The following is a 14,199-nucleotide window of genomic DNA, read 5'->3' on the forward strand; positions in this document are numbered from 1 at the left end:
CTATGTCAAAGAATTTTGAATAAGGGGCTACCTGAAAAACGGCAGCGCATTTTCTGCGAAACCAAAAGCTGCCTAGCCGCCCAAGGCCTGCGCCTGCTGCACCAAATACTGCCGCCCGTCTTGCCGCGCCAAGCGTAAATATTGGGGCAGCAAGGGCGAGCCCATCGCGGCCAAAGCCTGCAACACGGCGATTCTCTGGTATTCCTCGGCATCCCAGCCTTTGGTATGGCGGAAAGTGTCGCGCTGCCAAAACCATTCGGCGTAGCGTTCGGTGTGCGGCGCGTGCAGGCTGCCGGATACCGTCAGGGCACGGCGGCAGGTGTATTCGTCGGGGTCGTTGCAGAAATATTCCGCCCATTGCCATGCGGCGGCACGGTCGGACAGGCGCGGGAGCTGTACAGCCAGCTGCCAGCCCGCATCGTACACGGGCTGCTGCCGATAGGTGTCGCACAGGCGCAGCAGGGCGGGCTCGGGCAGCATTCCCGCAATGTATTCGCTTTCGTTGTCGCGGGCGGTGAGGATAAAGCAGCTGCGCGGCCTGCTCCGGCTGCCATTGGTGCGCGGGAAGCTGCTGCGCGAAATCGAAACACGCCGCCCACACTTCGGGCATGGCGGCATAGTTGCATTCCCATTCGCCGCCGATTTCCTGCTCGGGCAGGCTGCCGAATTCGGCGGTTTTCCAGGCGAGGAAATCGGTGTAAGCGCGGTGCAGTTTTTCGATAATGGGGGATAGGTTCATCATAAATTTACCGTGTGCATTTCAGCCTTACAGATATACTTTTCAGGTAGCCTTTCGCCGATTGCAGGCTACCTGAAACTTAATCTACCAAATCCCTGCACAACCGCACCGCCTCGTCCAGCCGCTCCACGCCGAAGAGTTCGAGCTTGGGGAATTCTTTTTTATTGCGCGGCAGGTTGGCCTTGGGGACGATGGCGCGCTGGAAGCCGAGTTTTTCCGCTTCTTTCAGCCGCTCCTGCCCGCGCGCCACGGGGCGCACTTCGCCGCTCAGGCCGATTTCGCCGAAGGCCACCATTTTTTCGGGCAGCGGCTTGTTGCGGAAGCTGGACACCATCGCCAGAATCACCGCCAAATCCGCCGCTGGCTCGCTGATTTTCACGCCGCCCACGGCGTTGATGAACACGTCTTGGTCGAAGCAGGCGATGCCGGCGTGGCGGTTGAGCACGGCCAGCAGCATGGCCAAGCGGTTTTGCTCCAAGCCCACGGTGAGCCGTTTGGGCGTGAAGCCGTGCGCGTCGTCCACCAAGGCTTGGATTTCCACCAGCAGCGGGCGGCTGCCTTCTTGGGTAACCAGCACGCACGAGCCCGCCACGTCGTCGCGGTAGCTGGCGAGGAAGATGGCGGAGGGGTTGGACACGCCTTTGAGGCCGGTTTCGGTCATGGCGAACACGCCCAGCTCGTTGGCCGCGCCGAAGCGGTTTTTGATGGCGCGTATCATGCGGTAGTTGGAATGCTGGTCGCCCTCGAAATACAGCACGGTGTCCACCATGTGTTCGAGCACGCGCGGGCCGGCAATCGCGCCGTCTTTGGTTACATGGCCGACAAAAATCATGGCGGTGCCCATCTGCTTGGCCATGCGCGTGAACTGCGCGGCGCACTCGCGCACCTGCGACACGGAGCCGGGCGCGGAGGTGATTTGGTCGGAATACATGGTTTGAATGGAGTCGATGACCACCACGGCAGGTTGGTGCTGCTTTAAGGCAGCCTGAACGGCTTCCAAACGGATTTCCGCCAACAGATGCACGCCGTCCGCGTTCAGGCCGAGCCGTTGGGCGCGCAGGGCGACCTGTTGGGCGGATTCCTCGCCGGACACATACAGCACGTTGCGCTTTTTCGCCATCAGGGCAATGGTTTGCAAGAGCAGCGTGGATTTGCCGATGCCCGGGTCGCCGCCGAGCAGGATGACCGCGCCGTCCACCAGCCCGCCGCCGAGCACGCGGTCAAGTTCGCCCATGCCGGTGGGCTCGCGCGGCACTTCGGCGGCGGTTACTTTGGACAATTCCTGCACTTGCGAGGTGTCCGCCGCCCACGACTGGAAGCGGGCGTTTTTCGGCTCGGGCGCGGCAATGCCTTCTTGCAGGGTGTTCCATTCGCCGCAGTGCGGGCATTTGCCCTGCCACTTGGGCACGGTGCCGCCGCATTCGGTGCAGGTGTAGAGGGTTTTGGGGGCTTTGGCCATGGGGGTCCTTTGTGGGGTTATTTTTCAGGTAGCCTTTGGCTGGGGAGGGAGACTACCTGGAAGTGGTGTCTTTGTGGAGCAAGGCTGGGTTTCTGCGAAGCTATCGCGGATTAAATTTAAACCGGTACGGCGTTGGCTCGCCTTGCCGTACTGCTTGTACTGTCTGCGGCTCGCCGCCTTGTCCCGATTTAAATTTAATCCACTATAAAACGTAGCGTAACGGAATTTCTGCGAAACAGAAATCGGATTGGGCGTTTCAGGCTGCATCGTCGCGATAGGGGTGTTGCCGCAATATGGCGTCGATTTCGGCTTGGCGGCGAGCGGCGTAATCAGGGTGGATTTTTGCCAAGAGTTTGAGCTGCTTGACAAACAGGATACGGCGGAAATCTTGGTTGGGCTGCCGGTGGTCCAGCTCGTGGCGGCAGGCGGCTTGGTGGGTGATGTCTTGCAGGGGGTAGTAGAGAAAGCGGTGCAGGCTGGTTGAGCGGTCGTCGCGCAGTATTCTGCCACGCTCGGCAATGATGTAGCGGTATGAGCCGTGCGCGGCGGTTTGGCGGTAGGCGATGGTGCAGCCGTCGGGAAAGGCTTCGGTGGTGCTGTCGGCGAAATACAGCCAAGCAAAGCTGTCGTCGGGCAAGCCGGCGCGGCGCACGGCGGCGAGCAGACCGTCGCGCGCTTGGTGGATTTTTTGGCGCAGCGTGGCAAGGGGATCTGATGGCATGGTTGGCTCCGTAATGGGGTGGGAGGGGGGTGCAGACTACCTGAAAATCTGTTTTGCAGAAATTCAGCGTGTAATTGCTCTCGTTGCCGAATTGCGCGGCTGAAGTGAAGCCGTGGCGGGCAAGCTGGTGGGGAAAGGTACGACCGGACTGGTTGAGGCCTTGCCAGATGGTTTTGAGGATGTGGAACATGGCGCTTGTTATATGCCAGATTGGGCTTGCGCCCAATTGTACCGCGTTGCCACGCTGGAATTAAGCCGTTGGCGTTTGGTATGCAGAAGCAGCCGCCCGAAGCCGACAAGTTAGCTTAACTTTGCAGAAACTTTATTTCGGCTGCGGCAAGATTTTGTTTTAACTTCGTTGAAGCTGCGCTTTCAGGTAGCCTTACCCTGAAAGCAAAGCAAATCGGCCGCCCGAAAGCGGCCGACTGACAGGCGGCATTGCACGGATTTGCCAAGCAAACCGTGCGGGCCAAAACCCAAACGGATCAGTTCAGCGTTTTATCCTGCTCGATTTCTTTGCGTTTGCGTTCCAAAATCTTTTCGATTTCTTCTTCGCGGCGCTCGCGTTCCAATTCCTGCTCGATTTTGCGGTTGCGGAAAAAGAAGAAAGCCACCACGCCGCCCAAAATAATTGCCAACCATACTAAAAACATTTCAACCCTTTCTCATTTGCTAAATATTGACTTCCCACGCCCTGCTCTGACGTGGAAACTATTGGCGGCAGCCCGCACAGGCAGGCTACCTGAAAACGAAGCCCCGGCGCCGTTCAAACCCGTGCTTCAAGCCAAACGCCGCCGACGCGGCTTATTTCTTCTTGGCCGGTTTGGCGGGCGCTTGCAGACGTTCTGCAATAAAGCCCTGAATTAAATCGCGCTTTTCCCAGAAGAAAGCTTGCATTTTGCCCAGCGAATAAATTTTGCGCACCATGCCGGGCAGGCCGCCGTGCACGATGGCGGCAATCTCGTTGTTGCTGGCTTCTTCGGCCATGGCCTGCTCCAGCGTGAGTTTTTTCTCGTTGAGGTAATCTTGCAGCTGTTTTCTCACGTAGTTGTTGATTTCAAATTGTTTCAACATGTTATTTCCTTCTGATACCGTTTTCCTAGGATGAGGCATGGCGGCCGCGGCCGCCCGATTCTGGTTTACAAGCAAAATTCCTGCCAAACCGGCCGGCAACGCTCCGGCAACGGCGGGCAGGCGCCCAATCTGCCGCTGCCGAAGTCGCCCACGCGGTGGAAATCGCTGCCGGCGCTGGCGAGAAAACCGTACTGCTCGGCCAGTCGGGCGTAGTTGAGGCGGTCGTTCAGATTGGTGGTGGCGCTGTGCACTTCGATGGCTTGTCCGCCTAGTGCTTTGAATTCGTTAAATAAATTGTGCTGCGCGGTGGCCGACAAACCGTAGCGGATGGGATGAGCAATCACCGCGATGCCGCCTGCGCCGAGCACAGCTGCCACCGCCTCTTCCAGCAATGCCCATTCGTGCTTTACCCAGGCGGGTTTGCCATCGCCCAGGTATTTTTTGAAGGCCTGCTGTTTGTTGCGCACATGCCCTTGCTCGATCAGCCATTGCGCCAAGTGGGTGCGGCTGGCCATTTCGCGGTTGGGCACCAGCGCGAGCGCGCCTTCATAGGCGCCGGCCATGCCTCTGCGCTCGAGTTTTTCGGCCATGCGGGCAAAGCGTTCGAGCCGCCCCTGCCGCACGCGCGCAAGCAGATTTTGCAGCCCGCTGTTGTGCTCGTCGAAATTCAGGCCGACCATGTGGATGGTGCGCTTGCGCCAGCTCACGGAGATTTCCACGCCGCTAATCAGGCGCATGCCCAAGGCGTCTGTTTCCTGCCGCGCTTCGGCCAGGCCGCCGGTATGGTCGTGGTCGGTAAGGGCGAGCAGGGTGCAGCCGTTGGCGTGCGCCAGCCGCACCACTTCACGCGGTGGCAGGGCGCCGTCGGAGATATTGGAGTGGCAGTGTAAATCTATCATTCAATCAGGTAGTTGGCAGCATTAAAGGCTACCTGAAAACGGAAAATCAGTTTTCAGGTAGCCTTTTAATTTACGGAACGAGCTTTTCCAAACCGCCCAAATAGGGGCGCAGGGCGGCGGGGATGTTGATGCTGCCGTCGGCGTTTTGGTGGTTTTCCAGCACGGCCACCAAGGTGCGGCCGACAGCGAGGCCGGAGCCGTTGAGGGTATGCACAAGGCGGTTTTTGCCACTCTCGTCTTTGAAGCGGGCTTTCATGCGGCGGGCTTGGAAGTCTTCGCAGTTGGAGCAGCTGGAAATTTCGCGGTAGGTGTTTTGCGCGGGCACCCACACTTCCAGGTCATAGGTTTTGGCAGCGCCGAAGCCCATGTCGCCGGTGCACAGGGTAATGACGCGGTAGGGCAGCTTGAGCAGTTGCAGGATGCGCTCGGCGTGGCCAACCATTTCTTCCAGCGCGGCGTAGGAGGCTTCGGGGTGGACGATTTGCACCATTTCCACTTTGTCGAACTGGTGCTGCCGGATGAGGCCGCGCGTGTCTTTGCCGTGCGAGCCGGCCTCGCTGCGGAAACAGGGCGAATGGGCGGTGAGCTTGATGGGCAGGGCGTCGGCGGGCAGGATGCGCTCGCGCACGGTGTTGGTGAGCGTTACCTCGGCGGTGGGGATGAGATATTGCGTGGTTTTGCTCTCGTCGCCGCCGCGGGTAACGTGGAACAGGTCTTCGCCGAATTTGGGCAGCTGGCCGGTGCCGACCAGGGTGCTGTCGCTCACGATATAGGGCGTGTAGCATTCGGTGTAGCCGTGCTGCTGGGTGTGGGTGTCGAGCATGAATTGCGCCAGGGCGCGGTGCAGGCGGGCGGCCGGGCCTTTCATCAGGCTGAAGCGGGCGCCGGAAAGGGCGGCGGCAGTTTCGAAATCGAGGCCGAGTTTTTCGCCTAAATCCACGTGGTCTTTGATTTCGAAATCAAATTGGCGCGGCTCGCCCACGCGGCGCACTTCTACGTTTTCGGTTTCGTCTTTGCCCACGGGCACGCTGTCGTGCGGCAGGTTGGGAATGCCTAGCAGCAGGGCGTCGATTTGCGCTTGCACGGCTTGGTAATCGGTATCGGCTTGTTCTAAATCAGTTTTGATTTGCGCCACTTCGGCCATGGCAGCTTCGGCTTCGGCGTGTTTGCCCTGCCCTTTCAGCGCGCCAATTTGTTTGGACACACTGTTGCGCCGCGACTGCAATTCTTCGGTGCGCATTTGCAGGGCTTTGCGTTGTGTTTCCAAGGCATCAAAGGCGGCGGAATCGAAAACAAATCCGCGCTGAGCCAGTTTGGCGGCTACGGCGGCGGCATCGTGGCGGAGGAGTTGGATGTCTAGCATGGCGTTGCTCCTGTGAAAGTTCGGCGGTTGCCAAAAGGTGGCTTCCCGGGGCGGCTCGGCCGCTTGGGCGGGAATGCAATGATTTCGGCCGTATATTGTAAACGTGGGATAAGGGAAAGGCTACCTGAAAAACGGGATTTTGTTTTTCAGGTAGCCTCAGCTATGCGGCGACAGGGTTTATTTTGCTGCGGCCGAAGCGCTTCCTGAAGCAGCAGAGGCTTCAGCGGCGGCAGATGCCGGCGCTGCCGGGGCGGAAGCGGGCACGGCAGCCGGCTTGTCTGCGCCGTTGGGATGGGATTTGCCCCATACGTAGGCGGTCAGGATGTGGATTTTGTTTTCATCCAAGAAGCCTTCCCAGGCCGGCATTTGGCTGTGGCGGCCGTTGGTGATGGTTTCGATGATGGCTTTTTCGCTGCCGCCCCACAACCAGACTTTGTCGGTCAGGTTCGGACCGGCGCCGGGCACGCCTTGGCCTTTGTCGCCGTGGCAAACGAAGCAGTTGGCGGGCGGGCCGTGGAAAATGGCGTCGCCGCGTTTGGCACGCTCTTCGTCGTGTGCCGCGCCAGACAGAGACAATACATAGTTGGCGGCGTTTTTCACGCCTTCTTCACCCAATGCCGGCCCCCATGCTGCCATCACGCCGATGCGGCCTTTCGCGATGCTCTGGTGGATTTGCTCGGGCGAGCCACCCCACAGCCAGTCGTTGTCGGTGAGGTTGGGGAAGCCGGTTTGGCCTTTCGCGTCGGCCGCGTGGCACTGGATGCAATAGGTGTCAAACAGGTCTTTACCGATGAGCTGCGCCTGAGGATCGGCGGCCACCTGTTCCACACTCATACCGGCAAATTTGGCATATACCGGCGCAAACTGGGCATTAGCCTCTTTTACTTCGGTTTCGTATTGGTTGGTGCTGGTCCAGCCGATGGCGCCTTTGTAGTCGCCCAAGCCGGGATACACATACAAATAGCCGATACCGAACAACCAAATCAGGATATACAGATAAAACCACCAACGCGGCAGCGGGTTGTTGTATTCCTCGATGCCGTCCCAAGCGTGGCCGGTGGTTTTCACGTCTTCGCCTTTGGGCGGTAGCTTAACCTTGTTTTGCGACAAAATCAGCCACAACAGCCCGATAAAGCTGACCACGACAATGACGGCGATATAGTAGTTCCAAAAATTGCTGGTGAAGTGGGATGTATTCATTATTGTGCTCCGTTATCTCTTGAATGCGGCATATCGGGGCTGTCGGCGGAAGATTCGGCAGACACAACGCTGTCTTCATCCTCCACCACGCGCCAACCCTCATCTTGATAGTATTGTTTGGTTTTACGGCTGAACGCGATCAGCACAATCGCCAAGAATACGATACCAACCAAGAAGGGCGACACTTTAGCCCATACGATACCCGCTTCCATCGATTACCCTGCCTTTATTATTGTTTTCCAATATTGTTATTTTTCAGCGCCAAACCCAAGCCTTGCAGGTAGGCGATAACTGCCTCCATCTCGGATTTGCCTTCCACCTCGGCCGGGGCGGCGGCGATTTCCTCATCGGAATAAGGCACGCCTACCGCACGCAAGGCGCGCATATGGCGGGCAACTTCCGCACCGTCCACACGCTTACGCGCCAGCCAGGGGAAAGCCGGCATATTGGATTCAGGCTGTACGGAACGCGGATCCATCAAGTGGCGGCGATGCCACTCGTCGGAATAACGGCCGCCCACACGAGCCAAATCCGGACCGGTGCGTTTGGAACCCCATTGGAAGGGATGGTCGTACACCGATTCTCCGGCCACGGAATAATGGCCATAGCGCTCAGTTTCCGCACGGAACGGACGAATCATCTGCGAGTGGCAGTTGTAGCAGCCTTCGCGAATATAAATATCGCGGCCGGCTACCTGAAGAGCGGTATAGGGCTTCACGCCGGGAATGGGCTCGGTTACCACCGGGCTGAAATACAGCGGCACGACTTCAACCAACAGCCCGATACTCACCAGCAGAAAGGTAAAAACAATCAGGTAGCCTACTTTTCCTTCGGCAAGTTTTTGTAGTTGCATTTTGGTAGCCTGTTCTTTCTTCTGTTATTTTATCGTGTTAATGCTGCTGGCTGTGCGTAAGCGCGGGGATCTCGGCATCCACCGGCTTGCCCGCCGTTGCGGTGCGGTACACGTTGTAGGCCATCAGCAGCATGCCGGACAGATACAGCAAGCCGCCCATCAAACGAATCAGGTAATACTTCATCGTGGCTGCCACGCTGGTAACGAAATCCGGGTTAGCCAAAGTGCCGTTGTCGGTGAGCTGCCCCCACATCAAGCCCTGCATCACGCCGGCAATCCACATGGAAGCGATATAGAGCACGATACCCACGGTGCCAATCCAGAAATGGGCTTCAATCAGCTTGGTGCTGTACATTTCTTTGCGGCCGAACAGGCGCGGAATCAGATAGTAAATCGAACCCATGGTTACGAAACCCACCCAGCCCAAGGCGCCGGCATGCACGTGGCCGACCGTCCAGTCGGTGTAGTGGCTCAAGGCGTTCACGGTTTTGATCGACATCATCGGGCCTTCAAAGGTAGACATGCCGTAGAAAGAGAGGGAAACCACCAGGAATTTCAGGATTGGATCGGTGCGCAGTTTGTCCCACGCGCCGGAGAGGGTCATGATGCCGTTGATCATGCCGCCCCAAGAAGGCACAAACAGAATCAGCGACAACACCATGCCCAGAGATTGAGTCCAGTCGGGCAGAGCGGTGTAGTGCAGATGGTGCGGGCCGGCCCACATATAGGTAAAGATCAGCGCCCAGAAGTGCACCACCGACAAACGATAGGAATACACCGGGCGGCCGGCCTGTTTGGGCACGAAGTAATACATCATGCCCAAGAAGCCTGCGGTCAGGAAAAAGCCCACCGCATTATGGCCATACCACCACTGCACCATCGCATCGATGGCGCCGCCGTAAATCGGATAGGAGGTCATGCGGAACAAGCCCACCGGCACGGCAATATTGTTCACAATATGCAACAGCGCCACTGCCAAAATGAAAGCACCGTAGAACCAGTTGGCCACATAAATATGCTTGATTTTGCGCTTGGCGATGGTGCCGAAGAACACGATGGCATAAGCCACCCACACTACGGCAATTAAAATATCGATCGGCCAGGCCAATTCGGCATATTCCTTGCCCTGGGTGTAGCCCAACGGCAGGGTGATGGCAGCAAGCACAATCACTGCTTGCCAGCCCCAAAAAGTGAAGGCCGGCAACCAGCCGCCGTATAGGCGGGCGTTACAGGTGCGCTGCACCACATAATAAGACGTGGCAATCAAGCCGCAGCCGCCGAACGCAAAAATAATGGCATTGGTGTGCAGCGGGCGCAGACGGCCGAAGTGAAACCACGGGCCGACTTCAGACAAATTCAGCTGGGGGAGATAGAGCTGAGCCGCCACAATCACCCCAACCAGCATCCCAACCACACCCCACACCACCGTCACCACGGCAAACTGCCGCACTACCTTGTAGTTATAGGTTTGTGTTTCCATGAAAACCCTCCATAAAGATGGCTGTACACTTCAATATCGGCTTTGCCGGCAAAGCCTTGCCGCCGTGTCCGATTTATTTTTAATATGAAAAGCAACCGCCGCCGGTCCGTCCAACATAGACTGCGCACAGTTTAAGCGGTATATTTTAAAACAAAACACACACTATAACCACAAAAATACACATCATCTTTTTATTTTTAACACAAGCAGGCTACCTGAAAACCGGCAAACACCGCCTCAGCAAAGCCAAAACCATCCCCTCCTTTCAAATTAAACGAAATCCACCCAAATGCCCCACTACATCATTACTCCCCTACCCCAGCAACACCTCTTCCAAGTCCAACTTCGCTTCAACCATAGCGGCCAAGAGCCCGTCTGCCTCAGCCTGCCCAACTGGATACCCGGCAGCTACATGATCCGCGAGTTCGCCCGCCACATCGTCTGCATAGAAGCCCGCTGCAACGGCCAACCCGCCGAGCTGCAAGCCATCAGCAAAAACAACTGGCAATCCGCCAAAGCCCAGCAAGGCGAATGGCTCGTCGAATACCGCGTATACGCCTTCGACCTCTCCGTGCGCGGCTGCTATATGGACAACCAACGCGCCTTCTTCAACGGCGCCGCCCTCTTTTTTCAGGTAGCCTCAGACAGCCAAGAGCCCCACCAAATCCAGCTCAACTTCCCCCAACACTGGCAAACCGCCACCGCCCTGCCCCACCTCGGCAGCAGCCTCTACCAAGCCCAAAACTACCGCCACCTCATCGACTGCCCGCTCGAAGCCGGCACACTCGAAATCCTCCGTTTCACCGCCGGCGGCATCCCCCACCGCATCGTCCTCAGCGGCCACTACCCCGATTTCGACCGCCCGCGTCTGCTCGCCGACACCCAAGCCATCTGCGCCGCCCAGCTCCAATTCTTCCCCTCCCCCGCCCCCTTCTAGCACTACACCTTCCTGCTCCACCTCGGCGACCACATTTACGGCGGCCTCGAACACAGCAACTCCACCGCCCTGCTCGCCGACCGCAACTGGCTACCTGAAAAAAACCGCCCCGAAGCCTCCGACAACTACAGCCAACTGCTCGGCCTCATTTCCCACGAATACTTCCACACCTGGAACGTCAAATCCATCCAGCCCGCCGCCCTCGCCCAATCCGACCTCAACCAAGAAGCCTACACCCGCCTCCTCTGGGCATTCGAAGGCATCACCTCCTACTACGACGACCTCTTCCTCGTGCGTAGCGGCAGCATTTCCCCCACCGCCTACCTCACACAACTCGCCCACACCCTCACCCGCGTGCGCCGCAACCCCGGCCGCCGCCAGCAAACCCTCGCCCAATCCAGCTTCCACGCCTGGGACAAATACTACAAACAAAACGAAAACAGCCCCAACGCCATCACCAGCTACTACCAGCAAGGCGCCCTCGCCGCCCTCTGCCTCGACCTCACCCTCCGCCAGCACAACCCCCACAGCCTCGACACCCTCATGCAAGCCCTCTACCAAGACTGGCTCACCCGCAAAACACCCCTCACCGAAACCGAATGGGAAGAATTCGCCCAACGCACCACCAGCCTAGACCTGAGCGAACTATTCGACCACCTCATCCGCAGCACCCGCGACCTCCCCCTAGAAAGCTGCCTCGCCGCCGCCGGCATCCACCTGCACTGGCTGCCCCTCCCGCCCACGCACAACGGCGGCTGCGGCAGCCCGCCCCACATCAGCCCCGCCAACGACTTCGGCGCCCGCTTCCAGCAAAGCAGCAGCGACATCACCCTCAGCCACGTCCTTACCGGCGGCAGCGCCGAACAAGCCGGCCTCGCCCCCGGCGACCGCATCGTCGCCCTCAACCGCTACAGCACCGCCGATTTCGCCCAACAATGGCAGCAACAAACCCCCGGTAGCCAAGTCGAGCTGCACTACTTCCGGCACGGCGTCCTCCACCGCACCCAGGCCACCGTACAAACCGCCCGCCCTGACACCGCCTGGCTCACCATCGAAAACCCCGCCGCACTCGACGACTGGCTGCAAGCCCCGCAACCATTTTCAGGTAGCCTCAAAACCCCTTAAATAACAACACACAACACAAAGCCCAAGCAAAACAAACAACACAATCCGCAGCCGGATTCCGCCGAATTTCCCACATATCGCAGCATTCACTTGATTTCTAAAACTTAATTAGCGATAATCCGCAACCTACGCAATTTTAAGAGGTAACACCGATGACACTCACCAAAGCAGAACTGGCCGATATCCTGGTCGAAAAAGTCAGCAACATCAGCAAGAACGACGCCAAAGAGCTCGTTGAACTGTTTTTCGAAGAAATCCGCGCCACCCTAGAGCGCGGCGAAGAAATCAAAATCTCCGGCTTCGGCAACTTCCAACTGCGCGACAAACCCCAGCGCCCCGGCCGCAACCCCAAAACCGGCAAAGAAGTGCCCATCACCGCCCGCCGCGTCGTTACCTTCCACGCCAGCCAAAAACTCAAAGGCATGGTAGAACACAACTATGGCAAACAAAGCTAAACACCCCCTGCCGCCCATTCCCGCCAAACGCTACTTCGATTTGGAAGAACTGTGCTACCTGGCCGACATCCAGCCCGAACAGTTCTACCAATGGCAGCAGGATAACGGCATCGTAATCGGCCGCGGCGGCAACCAATACACCCGGCAAGACGTAGTCAAACTGCGGCAGCTCAGCGGCAGCTTCCCCGCCTACGTCGACCGCTTCAACCTCAACGGCCGCGACAAACTCGGCCGCAACGCCGCCACGGCAGACGAAGTAAAAGCCGATTTGCAAAACATTTTAGGAAAAATCGAAGCAGTTCTTGCCAAACCGCAAAAAACAGCTTAAAATTCGCGCTTCCTTTCAAGAGTCGGAGTGTGGCGCAGTCTGGTAGCGCACTTGCATGGGGTGCAAGGGGTCGAAGGTTCGAATCCTTTCACTCCGACCAAAACGATACATAAAAACAGTCAGTTATACTGGCTGTTTTTTCTTTGTCCGTCTTGGTTTGCTACTGGTGTCAAATTGGTGCCAAAACGTGAGGCGTTATCTGCAAATTCTTTCAGGTGTTCCACGTTGAGATGGGCGTACTTTTGCACCATCTCCATGCTTGACCAGCTACCCAGTTCCTTCAGTTGGTAGATGGGCGTCCCGGAAATCACATGGTTGGTTGCCCATGTGTGGCGACAGTCGTGAAACCTGAAATCCGATAAGCCCGCCCGGTCTCGTGCTTTGCGCCATGCTGCTTGGTTGGCTCGCTTAATGGGTTTGCCTCGAAAGATAAAGACAAACTCAGGATGCTTCCCCATCTGTGAACGCAGCGTATCCATCGCTTCATGGTTCAGCGGCACACCGATGGGGCGTCCGGCTTTGGTGCTGTCGGCGAATATCCAGGCAGTCTGCCGGTGTAGGTCGATTTGCGACCATTTCATCTGCGTGATATTGCTCATACGCAGTCCGGTAGCGAGTGCGAAGCGGACAATCGGAATCAGGTGTTCCGGCAGTTCGGCAAACAGTCTTTCTTTCTCGTCCGAGGTCAGCCAGCGTTCCCGCCGCTTGGGTTCTTCCAACAGCGTGAACTTGGGTACCCTGTCTAACCAGCCCCAATCATAGGCTGCCCGCAACACGATACGGATTTGTTGCAGGTAGGCATTCACGGTACGGGGTTTGACCTGCTCCGCCATCTTGGCGTCCCGCACCTGTCGCAATACTTCGCGGTCAATCTGCGAGATGTTCAGATGCCCTAAGTGGTTATCCAACCAGCGAAGAAACAGCAAGGTGTTGTAATCTTGCTGTTTCTTCGGATTTTCTTTTAACCACTCAACCACGGTTTCCTGCCACGAGTGCTCCGGCTTGCTGCCTAAACGCTGTACTTCAAACAAGCTGTTGTAGTGTTTGGCGGCTAATTCCTTTGCTTGCTGCTCGTCGTCAGTTTGAGCATGGCGGCGTATTCGCTGTCCGTTTGGCGCGGTGAACGAATAGTACCAACCTCTCCTCTCTTTCCTTTTGTACACCTTGATGATGTTTTTGCTGGACATGAGAAACTCCTTTCATGTGCAGCCTCTTGCAAGGCTGCATTGTTATCCGATTTGATGTAGGCGTCCAGTTCGTCGGCGAAGAAGTACCACTTCCCGTTCTTCTTGTATGCCGGGATTTCTTTGGTTCTCGCCTTCAGCCGCACGGTTTCGGGATGCAGAAACAATCTCTCGGCTGCTTGTTCTACGTTGAGCATTTTGAATCTCCAAACTAAAGCCGCATTACGCGGCGGGGTTTGTGGATTGAGAGGCGCGGGCTTGCCAGCCTTCCCACTTGTACTGTGTACCTAGGCGGCTGTATTCGTCGCCCACCCACTCCGTTTGAGGATTGGTTGGATAGAGCTCAGCCATCCACGCCTCAAATGCTTTGCGCTCTTGTTCG

15 protein-coding genes, 1 tRNA gene and 3 pseudogenes are annotated in these 14,199 nt (G+C 57.5%); 4 read left to right on the top strand and 15 right to left on the bottom strand.

Annotated elements, in window-relative coordinates; all coding sequences use genetic code 11:
• Nucleotides 1-72: 72 nt before the first annotated feature.
• The 12 genes and pseudogenes from A7P95_RS09070 to ccoN all read right to left on the bottom strand — a co-directional run bounded on the left by A7P95_RS09070 (nt 73) and on the right by ccoN (nt 9,788).
• Nucleotides 73-618, bottom strand: a complete 546-nt coding sequence (locus A7P95_RS09070) for a hypothetical protein (RefSeq protein WP_225748252.1) — start codon at nt 616-618, stop codon at nt 73-75.
• A gap of 200 nt (nt 619-818) precedes the next feature.
• Complete coding sequence (gene radA / locus A7P95_RS09075; RefSeq protein ID WP_067594268.1) at nt 819-2,198, bottom strand: DNA repair protein RadA; 1,380 nt, start codon at nt 2,196-2,198, stop codon at nt 819-821.
• A gap of 106 nt (nt 2,199-2,304) precedes the next feature.
• Nucleotides 2,305-2,411, bottom strand: a pseudogene (locus tag A7P95_RS11765) (IS5/IS1182 family transposase); the annotation flags it as partial.
• Between the two features lie 43 nt (nt 2,412-2,454).
• On the bottom strand, nt 2,455-2,919 hold the full coding sequence (locus A7P95_RS09080) for an Imm63 family immunity protein (protein ID WP_067594269.1): 465 nt from the start codon (nt 2,917-2,919) through the stop codon (nt 2,455-2,457).
• Nucleotides 2,920-3,404: 485 nt separating this feature from the next.
• On the bottom strand, nt 3,405-3,572 hold the full coding sequence (locus A7P95_RS11770; protein ID WP_156503567.1) for a hypothetical protein: 168 nt from the start codon (nt 3,570-3,572) through the stop codon (nt 3,405-3,407).
• Nucleotides 3,573-3,723: 151 nt separating this feature from the next.
• Entirely contained in the window at nt 3,724-3,993 is a 270-nt protein-coding gene (locus tag A7P95_RS09085; protein WP_067594271.1) for a hypothetical protein, read from the bottom strand.
• Between the two features lie 65 nt (nt 3,994-4,058).
• Nucleotides 4,059-4,892, bottom strand: coding sequence for a PHP domain-containing protein (locus A7P95_RS09090; protein ID WP_067594273.1), 834 nt, complete (start codon nt 4,890-4,892; stop codon nt 4,059-4,061).
• Between the two features lie 70 nt (nt 4,893-4,962).
• A complete protein-coding gene (serS, locus tag A7P95_RS09095; protein ID WP_067594275.1) occupies nt 4,963-6,255 on the bottom strand; it encodes a serine--tRNA ligase in 1,293 nt (430 codons plus the stop codon).
• A gap of 183 nt (nt 6,256-6,438) precedes the next feature.
• A pseudogene (gene ccoP / locus A7P95_RS09100) lies at nt 6,439-7,455 on the bottom strand (cytochrome-c oxidase, cbb3-type subunit III); the annotation flags it as partial.
• Entirely contained in the window at nt 7,455-7,667 is a 213-nt protein-coding gene (locus A7P95_RS09105; protein ID WP_067594279.1) for a hypothetical protein, read from the bottom strand. The pseudogene ccoP and the gene A7P95_RS09105, both read right to left, overlap by 1 nt.
• A 17-nt stretch (nt 7,668-7,684) precedes the next feature.
• A complete protein-coding gene (gene ccoO / locus A7P95_RS09110) occupies nt 7,685-8,308 on the bottom strand; it encodes a cytochrome-c oxidase, cbb3-type subunit II (RefSeq protein ID WP_067594281.1) in 624 nt (207 codons plus the stop codon).
• A gap of 37 nt (nt 8,309-8,345) precedes the next feature.
• Nucleotides 8,346-9,788 (bottom strand): cytochrome-c oxidase, cbb3-type subunit I, encoded by a 1,443-nt coding sequence (gene ccoN / locus A7P95_RS09115; RefSeq protein ID WP_067594283.1) that lies wholly within the window; start codon nt 9,786-9,788, stop codon nt 8,346-8,348.
• A gap of 289 nt (nt 9,789-10,077) precedes the next feature.
• Between ccoN and A7P95_RS09120 the strand changes: the two are divergent.
• The 4 genes and pseudogenes from A7P95_RS09120 (at nt 10,078) to A7P95_RS09135 (ending at nt 12,733) form a co-directional block, all read left to right on the top strand.
• Nucleotides 10,078-11,850: pseudogene (locus A7P95_RS09120) on the top strand (M61 family metallopeptidase).
• Nucleotides 11,851-12,002: 152 nt separating this feature from the next.
• Nucleotides 12,003-12,305 carry an integration host factor subunit alpha gene (locus A7P95_RS09125; RefSeq protein ID WP_067594286.1) on the top strand — a complete coding sequence of 101 codons (303 nt, stop codon included), beginning with the start codon at nt 12,003-12,005 and terminating at the stop codon, nt 12,303-12,305.
• On the top strand, nt 12,289-12,633 hold the full coding sequence (locus A7P95_RS09130) for a hypothetical protein (RefSeq protein WP_067594290.1): 345 nt from the start codon (nt 12,289-12,291) through the stop codon (nt 12,631-12,633). The genes A7P95_RS09125 and A7P95_RS09130 overlap by 17 nt, the downstream gene beginning before the upstream one ends.
• A 23-nt stretch (nt 12,634-12,656) precedes the next feature.
• Nucleotides 12,657-12,733: transfer RNA gene (locus A7P95_RS09135), tRNA-Pro, on the top strand.
• Between the two features lie 19 nt (nt 12,734-12,752).
• Here the strand turns inward: A7P95_RS09135 and A7P95_RS09140 are convergent.
• From A7P95_RS09140 to A7P95_RS12555, 3 genes are all read right to left on the bottom strand, one after another.
• Nucleotides 12,753-13,796 (bottom strand): tyrosine-type recombinase/integrase, encoded by a 1,044-nt coding sequence (locus tag A7P95_RS09140; RefSeq protein WP_425387467.1) that lies wholly within the window; start codon nt 13,794-13,796, stop codon nt 12,753-12,755.
• Nucleotides 13,685-14,014 (bottom strand): helix-turn-helix domain-containing protein, encoded by a 330-nt coding sequence (locus tag A7P95_RS12510; protein ID WP_082890783.1) that lies wholly within the window; start codon nt 14,012-14,014, stop codon nt 13,685-13,687. The genes A7P95_RS09140 and A7P95_RS12510 overlap by 112 nt, the downstream gene beginning before the upstream one ends.
• Before the next feature lie 25 nt (nt 14,015-14,039).
• Nucleotides 14,040-14,199 (bottom strand): phiTE_015 family protein (locus A7P95_RS12555; RefSeq protein ID WP_483782936.1); only part of this gene is annotated, 160 nt, incomplete at its 5' end.

The sequence above is a fragment of the Eikenella longinqua genome (assembly GCF_001648355.1).
Lineage (GTDB): Bacteria > Pseudomonadota > Gammaproteobacteria > Burkholderiales > Neisseriaceae > Eikenella > Eikenella longinqua.

Excerpts from the sequence above, each read along its gene's own strand:
- A7P95_RS12510 (WP_082890783.1), bottom strand. The coding sequence starts at position 14,014 with ATGCTCAACGTAGAACAAGCAGCCGAGAGATTGTTTCTGCATCCCGAA.
- ccoO (WP_067594281.1), bottom strand. The coding sequence starts at position 8,308 with ATGCAACTACAAAAACTTGCCGAAGGAAAAGTAGGCTACCTGATTGTT.
- A7P95_RS09130 (WP_067594290.1), top strand. The coding sequence starts at position 12,289 with ATGGCAAACAAAGCTAAACACCCCCTGCCGCCCATTCCCGCCAAACGC.
- serS (WP_067594275.1), bottom strand. The coding sequence starts at position 6,255 with ATGCTAGACATCCAACTCCTCCGCCACGATGCCGCCGCCGTAGCCGCC.
- A7P95_RS09080 (WP_067594269.1), bottom strand. The coding sequence starts at position 2,919 with ATGCCATCAGATCCCCTTGCCACGCTGCGCCAAAAAATCCACCAAGCG.
- A7P95_RS09085 (WP_067594271.1), bottom strand. The coding sequence starts at position 3,993 with ATGTTGAAACAATTTGAAATCAACAACTACGTGAGAAAACAGCTGCAA.
- A7P95_RS09090 (WP_067594273.1), bottom strand. The coding sequence starts at position 4,892 with ATGATAGATTTACACTGCCACTCCAATATCTCCGACGGCGCCCTGCCA.
- A7P95_RS09125 (WP_067594286.1), top strand. The coding sequence starts at position 12,003 with ATGACACTCACCAAAGCAGAACTGGCCGATATCCTGGTCGAAAAAGTC.
- ccoN (WP_067594283.1), bottom strand. The coding sequence starts at position 9,788 with ATGGAAACACAAACCTATAACTACAAGGTAGTGCGGCAGTTTGCCGTG.
- A7P95_RS09070 (WP_225748252.1), bottom strand. The coding sequence starts at position 618 with ATGCCGCCATGCCCGAAGTGTGGGCGGCGTGTTTCGATTTCGCGCAGC.
- radA (WP_067594268.1), bottom strand. The coding sequence starts at position 2,198 with ATGGCCAAAGCCCCCAAAACCCTCTACACCTGCACCGAATGCGGCGGC.
- A7P95_RS11770 (WP_156503567.1), bottom strand. The coding sequence starts at position 3,572 with ATGTTTTTAGTATGGTTGGCAATTATTTTGGGCGGCGTGGTGGCTTTC.
- A7P95_RS09105 (WP_067594279.1), bottom strand. The coding sequence starts at position 7,667 with ATGGAAGCGGGTATCGTATGGGCTAAAGTGTCGCCCTTCTTGGTTGGT.